This is a genomic window from Streptococcus oralis (assembly GCF_001579175.1).
Lineage (GTDB): Bacteria > Bacillota > Bacilli > Lactobacillales > Streptococcaceae > Streptococcus > Streptococcus oralis_O.
On record NZ_KQ970759.1, the window covers coordinates 561,652 to 562,802 of the forward strand.

The following is a 1,151-nucleotide window of genomic DNA, read 5'->3' on the forward strand; positions in this document are numbered from 1 at the left end:
CAACTAACTTTGGCCGATGTTGCTATTGATGAGATTTACTTTGCCCGTCAAAACCTAGAAGAATACTTCACCCAATTAGTAGAATAGGAGAAAAATCATGATACATACCATTCAAGCAGATTTTTACCGTCTTTTCCGCTCCAAAGGATTCTGGATTACAGAATTCATTCTCTTTGTACTTATGTTACTGGGTGCTACTATTGGCGCTACAGGACACCTAATGTCCGTTCAAACAGCACCACCTGAGACTCCTACCCATGGTTGGAATGGGATAGAAGCTCTAATCAACGCGTCAAATAACGGCTCAAACCTCGTTTTTCTCTGTATTATTCTAGTATGTTTAGTTCTTGGGGTCGATCTAATCGGCAAGCTTTATAAAAATAGTTTGACAGTCGGCGTTTCTCGTACAGAATTTTTCCTTGCTAAATTCTTTGTTCTAGCAAGTATCGCTCTCTTACAACTCATCACCAGTCTTGTGATTGCCTTTATTCCCGCGACTCTACTAAACGGACTTGGTACAATGCCTGATGGTTTTGTTACTAATCTCCTCTTGACGATTTCCCTTCAATTTCTCTGCCTTCTAGCTTGGCTTTCGATTGTTTCCTTTATTCTCTACCTAACTCATTCTTATCTTGCTGTATTTATTGGTTATCTGATTAGCTCTATCGTCATTTCTATTCCAATGCTTGTTTTCCCAGATATTGAAATTCTACGATATTTAATTCTAGATTTTGCCTATGCTATGACTAGTAATAGTCAATCTATTCTCTATACCATCACGGTTTGCGTTTCTGTCATACTTTTCTTCTCTCTTAGTAGTCTTACCGTTTTCAAAAAGAAAAGTCTATAAAAAAATGACCTCCTCTAGCTTACAGAGGAGGTTTCTTCTGTTAAAAATAGATAAAGACCGAAAACCATTCTCCATCAGCAACTAGCTTCATATCCGCTCCAAGAAGATGAACTAATTCCTCGGTAATATAGAGACCTAAACCAGAGGATTCTTCTGTGTCTGATAGATTTTCAGAATAAAAACGATTGCTGAGATTGTCTATATTTTTGATAGGTTTTTTGACAAGATTATCGATTTGTAAAACAAGCCTATTTTCTTCCTTTTTCAAAGAAAGTCGAGCCTTCTCCTTGCCGTGCTTGAG

At 37.5% G+C, this 1,151-nt stretch carries 2 protein-coding genes; one reads left to right on the forward strand and one right to left on the reverse strand.

Annotated elements, in window-relative coordinates; all coding sequences use genetic code 11:
* The first annotated feature begins 97 nt into the window (after positions 1–97).
* Positions 98–850, forward strand: a complete 753-nt coding sequence (locus SORDD24_RS02815) for an ABC transporter permease (RefSeq protein ID WP_061407228.1) — start codon at positions 98–100, stop codon at positions 848–850.
* Positions 851–890: 40 nt separating this feature from the next.
* Here the strand turns inward: SORDD24_RS02815 and SORDD24_RS02820 are convergent.
* A partial coding sequence (locus SORDD24_RS02820; RefSeq protein WP_196757262.1) for an ATP-binding protein occupies positions 891–1,151 on the reverse strand: 261 nt, incomplete at its 5' end.

Excerpts from the sequence above, each read along its gene's own strand:
- SORDD24_RS02815 (WP_061407228.1), top strand. The coding sequence starts at position 98 with ATGATACATACCATTCAAGCAGATTTTTACCGTCTTTTCCGCTCCAAA.